Source organism: Streptomyces sp. NEAU-W12, assembly GCF_026242095.1.
Lineage (GTDB): Bacteria > Actinomycetota > Actinomycetes > Streptomycetales > Streptomycetaceae > Streptomyces.
This window is the reverse complement of record NZ_JAPJDM010000016.1, coordinates 1-7,002: the sequence shown is the minus strand read 5'-3', so window position 1 is coordinate 7,002 and position 7,002 is coordinate 1. Positions and strand designations below refer to the sequence as shown.

5 protein-coding genes and 1 pseudogene are annotated in these 7,002 nt (G+C 71.4%); 2 read left to right on the top strand and 4 right to left on the bottom strand.

The genetic code is table 11. The features are described from left to right. Positions 1 to 132: 132 nt before the first annotated feature. Entirely contained in the window at positions 133 to 1,329 is a 1,197-nt protein-coding gene (locus ORI94_RS20710) for a glycerophosphodiester phosphodiesterase (protein WP_266077743.1), read from the bottom strand. A gap of 479 nt (positions 1,330 to 1,808) precedes the next feature. On the opposite strand from ORI94_RS20710, the gene ORI94_RS20705 reads away from it, so the two are divergent. Continuing rightward, positions 1,809 to 2,480: a lysophospholipid acyltransferase family protein gene (locus ORI94_RS20705; RefSeq protein ID WP_266077741.1), complete on the top strand. Its 672-nt coding sequence runs from the start codon at positions 1,809 to 1,811 to the stop codon at positions 2,478 to 2,480. A gap of 127 nt (positions 2,481 to 2,607) precedes the next feature. Here the strand turns inward: ORI94_RS20705 and ORI94_RS20700 are convergent, their stop codons facing one another. The 3 genes from ORI94_RS20700 to ORI94_RS20690 all read right to left on the bottom strand — a co-directional run bounded on the left by ORI94_RS20700 (position 2,608) and on the right by ORI94_RS20690 (position 6,434). Continuing rightward, entirely contained in the window at positions 2,608 to 3,579 is a 972-nt protein-coding gene (locus ORI94_RS20700) for an aldo/keto reductase (RefSeq protein ID WP_266077739.1), read from the bottom strand. Between the two features lie 83 nt (positions 3,580 to 3,662). Continuing rightward, positions 3,663 to 5,108, bottom strand: a complete 1,446-nt coding sequence (gene argH / locus ORI94_RS20695; RefSeq protein WP_266077737.1) for an argininosuccinate lyase — start codon at positions 5,106 to 5,108, stop codon at positions 3,663 to 3,665. Positions 5,109 to 5,240: 132 nt separating this feature from the next. After that, positions 5,241 to 6,434, bottom strand: a complete 1,194-nt coding sequence (locus tag ORI94_RS20690) for an argininosuccinate synthase (RefSeq protein WP_266077735.1) — start codon at positions 6,432 to 6,434, stop codon at positions 5,241 to 5,243. A gap of 275 nt (positions 6,435 to 6,709) precedes the next feature. Here ORI94_RS20690 and ORI94_RS20685 point away from each other — a divergent pair. After that, positions 6,710 to 7,002, top strand: a pseudogene (locus tag ORI94_RS20685) (hypothetical protein); the annotation flags it as partial.

Here is a 7,002-nt window from a genome sequence, read left to right as displayed (position 1 = left end):
GGCCACCCGGTGGGGCGGCCCCCCCCCCCCCCCCCCGGCCCCCGGGGGGGGGGGGCGGGGGGCGCCCGGAACTCACCCCAACCGGTGCGGAACGGCCCGGCGGTTGACGACAGGGCCTGGCGCTGTTCGAACTCAGCCGGTGCGGAAGTCCTCGCGGGCCAGCAGACCGGTGTCCGGGTGGTCGGTGAAGACGCCGTCGATGCCGGTGGCGAAGTAGGCCCGGAAGGCGCCGAAGACGTCACCGTAGGCGTCGGGGTCGCTGCCCTTGCGGAAGTCCGCGGGCAGGAAGGGGTTCTCGTTGCGCATCGTGTAGGGGTGCAGGATCAGGCCGGCCCGGTGCGCGTCGCGGACCAGGGTGGTGGGCTCGGTGAGGTTTCCCGCCCTGTCCTTGGGGATGACCAGGTCCAGGGTCGGTCCGATGCCCTGCGCGTAGGAGGCGATCTCCTCGAGGCCCTTCGGCGTGACGAGGTCGGCCACCGTGCGCGGGTCTCCGTTCTCGACGAAGTCCCAGGGGCGGCTGTTCGCACCGGAGAGCAGCACGGCGAGCGGGTTGGCGACGAGCCGGCTCATCCGCTGGATGCTGGTGGGCTCGAAGGACTGGATGACGACGGGCGAGTTCTTCCTGTCCTTGCCGTGCCTGCGCAGCAGGCGGGCGAGGAGTTCCTCGGTGCCCAGGCCCAGCTTGCGGAAGTAGGTGGGGTGCTTGAGCTCGGGGTAGATCCAGACCTGCTTGCCGCGCCCCCGGGTCTGCTCGTTCTGCCAGCGGAGCACCTCTTCGAAGGTGGGGATCTCCCAGCGGCCGTCGTAGAGGGTGTTGTGCGGGCGGTTGGCCGCAATGCGCTCGACGGCGCGGAGCCGCTTCAGTTCGGCGAGGGTGAAGTCCTCGGTGAACCAGCCGGTGACGAAGACGCCGTCGAGCAGCTTCGTACGCTTGCGGTCGGCGAACTCGGGGTGGTCCGCGACGTCCGTGGTGCCGCCGATCTCCGGCTCGTGCCGGCAGACGAGGTGGCCGTCCCTGGTGGGCACCAGGTCGCCGGCCTCGACGATGTCGGCGCCCAGGTCGAGGGCCAGGTCGTAGGCGCCGAAGGTGTGCTCGGGCCGGTAGCCGCTGGCACCCCGGTGGCCGATGATCGTCGGGACGGGCAGGCCCTTCAGCCCTCGCCCGCCGTACCGGGACTCGCCGTGCCGGGACTCGGCGGCTCTCGCCGTGCCGCTCGGCCCGAGGACCGCGCCGCCCGCGCCGAGCACCGCCGCGCCGAGGAGCGCCCGCCGTCCGGTTCCGCCGGACGGCGTGGTTTCCGTCCGCCCGCCCGACTCCTGCGTTCCCATGGGGCCCTCCTGCCGTTGACCGTCAGTGCGGGGCGATCGTAGGGGCGCGTACATGACGAGCGGGAGACCGCGACCGGAACACACGGGGGATACGGCTGTACGGGATGCCGCGCGGGCCGGCCGTGACCCGAACGGGCTCAGCGGACAGAACGTCTGACATCCCGTCGGTGTGGGGGCGCCGCGCCGGGGCACCCGACCGGTCCGGAGGGCCGGCGGCGCGCCTCCCGCGCTCCACCGGGCGCGTGTGGTTCCATCCGGGCCGTGCCCGTACCCCGGACCGACGGCACCGGCTTCCGCGGACGCGACATGCCTCACATCCCGGTGTGCGTGTCACGGCCGTACAACACCGTGTCACCGCAGGTGAACATGCGTAGACATCGTGCGATACCAGGTGAACCCGGCGTGCGGGACCCCCTCCGCCGCGAGTAATGTCCTTACCTGCACAGACTCATACCGCATTCCCGACACCGGAGGACCCGTTGTCCCGCTTCGCGCTCATCAAGGCAGTGCTCGGCCCGGTCATGCGCCTGATGTTCCGCCCACGGGTGGAGGGCCTGGAGCACATCCCGGGTGACGGTCCGGTGATCCTGGCGGGCAACCATCTCACCTTCATCGACTCGATGTTCCTGCCGCTGGTCTGCAAGCGTCAGGTCTTCTTCATCGGCAAGGACGAGTACGTCACCGGCGAGGGGCTCAAGGGCCGGCTGATGGCCTGGTTCTTCACCGGCGTCGGCATGATCCCGGTCGACCGCGACGGCGGCCGGGGCGGGGTCGCGGCGCTGATGACCGGTCGTCAGGTGCTGGAGGAGGGCAAGATCTTCGGCATCTACCCGGAGGGCACCCGCTCCCCCGACGGCCGTCTCTACCGGGGCCGCACCGGTATCGCGCGGCTCACCCTGATGACCGGCGCGCCCGTCGTTCCGTTCGCCATGATCGGCACCGACAAGCTCCAGCCGGGCGGCGCGGGCCTGCCCCGGCCGGGCAGGGTCACGGTCCGCTTCGGTGAGGCGATGGAGTTCTCCCGCTACGAGGGCATGGACCGCGACCGCTACGTCCTGCGGGCCGTGACCGACTCGGTGATGACCGAGGTCATGCGCCTGTCCGGCCAGGAGTACGTGGACATGTACGCCAGCAAGGCGAAGGCTGCCTGACACCCGGCATCCCGGAGCCTCCTCGGGGCACGGGCACCGCGGCCCTACGGGTGCCCGGCCCCGCAGCAAGGACCGGGCCGCTTCGGCGTCGGCCCGCCGTCGGAGGGACGCCTGACCGGTGGGCTCCTCAGTGCCAGGCCAGCCGTCCGCGCCGCTCCCAGTACGCGTGCGGGTCCTCGGGCAGTGCGGCGAGGCGGGCGAGCTGCTCGTCGTCGAGGTCGACGACCGCCGCGTGCAGGTTGGAGGCGAGCTGCGCGGTGGTGGCGGCGCCGGAGAGGACCACGCCCGCCCAGGGCCGGCGCAGCACGAGAGCGAGGGCGACGGCGTCGCAGGCCAGGCCGGTCTCCTCGGCGACGGACCTGAGCGCGTCGGGAGCGTGGGCCCCGGCCAGCCGCCCGTTGGCCATGCCCTCCTTGACGATCACCGTGAGCCCCGCGTCATGGGCCTCGGCCAGTGCGGACCCGGCGGAGGTCTCCAGCGCGTTGTAGGTCGACTGGACGGTACGGAAGAGGGGTTCACCGCCGACGGTGACGGCGAGCGCGGCGCGGACGGCGTCGGCCTGCGCCGGGCCGCTGGTGGAGAAACCGACGGTGAGGCCCTGGGCCGCCGCCTCGGCGAGCCGGACGTGGAGGTCCTTGTCGGTGAGGGCGGGGCTGTCCGGGGTCACCGAGTGGATCTGGTACAGGTCGAGCCGGTCCCCGAGCAGCGCGTCGGACTCGGCACGCTGCCGCTCGTAGGCGGCGAGGGAGTGCTCCTTGATCTCGTGGTGCTCGGCGTCGGTGGACCAGTCCGCGGTGTACGTGTAACCCCATTTGCTGCCGATGACGACGTCGTCGGCGTCGGGCCGTTTCGTCAGCCAGTCCGCGAGGAACTCCTCCGACCTGCCGTACGAGCGGGCCGCGTCGAAGTAGCGGACGCCCTGGGCGTAGGCGGCGTCGAGGAGGTCGTGGGTGCGGGTGCGCAGGGCCTCGACGCTGCGGTCGCCGCCGAGGTCCTCGTCCCGGCCCAGGTTGATGTAGCCGGGCCGGCCGACAGCGGCGAGTCCCAGGCCGATGTGGCAGGTCGGGGTGGTGGCCGAAGCCAGTTCGGCGAAGGACATCGGGGCTCCGATCGGTCGGCTCCTTGCGGCTGCCCGACCAACGTAACCCGCGATGCCCTTCCGGAACCGGACCGGCGACCGGTCTACTCCTCGGCGTCCCGCCTGTTCCTGGCGTCGGCCCAGGCGTGCTGGGCGGCCACGTCGGCCTTCACCTCGGCGAGCTGGACGGCGACCGCGCTCGGTGCCGTGCCGCCCCGGCCGTCCCGGGAGGCGAGGGCGCCGGGGACGTTGAGGACGGTGCGCACCTCGGGGGTGAGGTGGGCGGAGATCTTCACGAACTGCTCGTCGGTCAGCTCGTCGAGTTCCTTGCCCTCGGTCTCGGCGGCCTTGACGCACGCGCCGGCCACCTCGTGCGCGACGCGGAACGGCACGCCCTGCCTGACCAGCCACTCGGCGATGTCGGTGGCCAGCGAGAACCCGGCCGGGGCCAGCTCCTCCATGCGCTCGCGGTGCACGGTGAGGGTGGCCATCATCCCGGTGAAGGCCGGCAGCAGGATCTCCAGCTGGTCGATGGAGTCGAAGACCGGCTCCTTGTCCTCCTGGAGGTCGCGGTTGTACGCGAGCGGGAGGGCCTTGAGGGTGGCCATCAGGCCGGTCAGGTTGCCGATCAGCCGGCCCGACTTGCCGCGCGCCAGCTCCGCGATGTCCGGGTTCTTCTTCTGCGGCATGATCGACGAACCGGTGGAGAAGGCGTCGTGCAGGGTCACGAAGGAGAACTCCTTCGTGTTCCAGATGATGACCTCCTCGGCGATCCGGGAGAGGTTGACCCCGATCATCGCGGTGATGAAGGCGAACTCGGCGACGAAGTCCCGGGAGGCGGTGCCGTCGATGGAGTTGGCCGCGCTGCCGTGCTCGAAGCCGAGGTCGCGGGCGACCGCCTCGGGGTCCAGTCCGAGGCTGCTGCCGGCCAGCGCGCCCGAGCCGTACGGCGAGACCGCGGTCCGCTCGTCCCACTGGCGCAGCCGCTCGGCGTCCCGGGACAGCCCCTGGACGTGGGCGAGGACATGGTGGGCGAAGAGCACCGGCTGGGCGTGCTGGAGGTGGGTGCGGCCGGGCATGGCCACGTCCGGGTGGGCTTCGGCGAGGCCGACGAGGGCGTCCTGGAGATCGGCGATCAGACCGCCGAGCGTACGGGCGTGGTCCCGCAGGTACATCCGGAACAGGGTCGCGACCTGGTCGTTCCTGGACCGTCCGGCACGCAGTTTGCCGCCCAGGTCGGGGCCGAGGCGCTCCAGCAGGCCGCGTTCCAGGGCGGTGTGCACGTCCTCGTCGGCGACGGTGCCGGTGAACGAGCCGTCGGCGACGTCCGCCTCCAGCCGGTCGAGGCCCTCGATCATGCGGGCGAGCTCGTCCTCGGTGAGCAGGCCCGCCTTGTGCAGTACGCGCGCGTGCGCCCGCGAGCCGGCGATGTCGTAGGGCGCGAGCCGCCAGTCGAAGTGGACGGACGCGGACAGCTTGGCCAGGGCCTCGGCGGGGCCGTCGGCGAAACGGCCGCCCCAGAGCCGTACGTCACCGCTGTTGCTGCTCACTTGTGTTGCTCCTCGAAGACAGGCGGATCGCGGATGGGCCGCATCATGGATGCGCCACCGCCTCCTCACTCGGGCGCGGGAGAGTGAGGAGGCGGGGTCAGGGTAGTACGTGACGGGACGTCAGCCGGGCGGTCAGGCCAGGTCGCGCTTGGCGGCGATCTTCGACGACAGGCTGTAGATGTCGATGAAGCCCTTGGCCGCCGCCTGGTCGAACGTGTCGCCGGTGTCGTAGGTGGCGAGGTTGAAGTCGTACAGGGACGACTCGGAGCGCCGGCCGGTGACGACGGCCCGGCCGCCGTGCAGCGTCATCCGGACGTCGCCGCTGACGTGCTGGTTGGCCTCGGTGATGAAGCCGTCCAGGGCGCGCTTGAGCGGGGAGAACCACTGGCCGTCGTAGACCAGTTCGCCCCAGCGCTGCTCGACCTGCCGCTTGTAGCGGGCGAGTTCGCGCTCGACGGTGACGTTCTCCAGCTCCTGGTGGGCCGTGATCAGCGCGATGGCGCCGGGAGCCTCGTACACCTCGCGGGACTTGATGCCGACGAGACGGTCCTCGACCATGTCGATCCGGCCGACGCCCTGGGCACCCGCGCGCTCGTTGAGCTGCTGGATGGCCTGGAGGACGGTGACGGGCCTGCCGTCGATGGCGACCGGCACACCCTCCTTGAAGGTGACGACGACCTCGTCGGCCTCGCGCGCCACGGCGGGGTTCTGCGTGTACTCGTAGACGTCCTCGATCGGCGCGTTCCAGATGTCCTCGAGGAAGCCGGTCTCGACGGCGCGCCCGAACACGTTCTGGTCGATGGAGTACGGCGACTTCTTCGTGGTCGCGATCGGCAGGCCCTTGGCCTCGCAGAAGGCGATGGCCTTGTCGCGGGTCATGGCGTAGTCACGGACCGGGGCGATGCACTTCAGGTCGGGGGCGAGGGCGACGATGCCGGCCTCGAAGCGGACCTGGTCGTTGCCCTTGCCGGTGCAGCCGTGGGCGACCGTGCCGGCGCCGTGCTTCCGCGCGGCGGCGACGAGGTGCTTGACGATCGTCGGCCGGGACAGCGCGGAGACCAGCGGGTAGCGGTCCATGTAGAGGGCGTTGGCCTTGATCGCCGGGAGGCAGTATTCGTCGGCGAATTCGTCCTTGGCGTCCGCGACCTCGGCCTCGACGGCACCGCAGGCGAGCGCGCGCTTGCGGATGACGTCCAGGTCCTCGCCGCCCTGGCCGACGTCGACCGCGACGGCGATGACCTCGGCGCCCGTCTCCTCGGCGATCCAGCCGATGGCGACGGAGGTGTCCAGACCGCCCGAATAGGCGAGTACGACGCGCTCGGTCACGGGATTCTCCTTACAGTGCATTCGCTGACATGCATGAGTATGCAGGAGGATGCATGATTCGTCAATCCGGCTCCGTCCGGAGGGACCGCATCCGATCCGAGGGGCCGGTTTCGGACGGAGTCCGGAGTTGATCCGGCGGATGGTTGAACGCGGGTAATCGCTTTCCCGTATCTCACGCCGGACGCAGGCGCCGCGTCGGCACAGCCGAGCCCTCCCCACGGGCTCTCCCCCCCACGCAACCCCGAACCCGACCCCGACCCGAGTGAGGCATTCACATGTCCAGGGCCCTTCCGAAGTACAACAAGCGTCGCGTCGGTCTCATCGGCGGCGCCGCCGCGGTGGCGCTGTCCGGTGCGGTGATCGCCGGATCCGCCCTCGCCGGCGAGTCGTCCGACGGCAACGAGGCGAGCGCCCGGACGCTCGCGGGACCGGGCACGGTCAGCTGCCCCGACGTCGCCCCGGACCTCCCCCCGGTCCCCGCCTCCGCCCAGGCCGAGGTCGACCGCAACCTCGGCCAGCTCGCCACCCAGATCGACGAGGCCAACCAGCGCCTCGTCGACACCGTCGG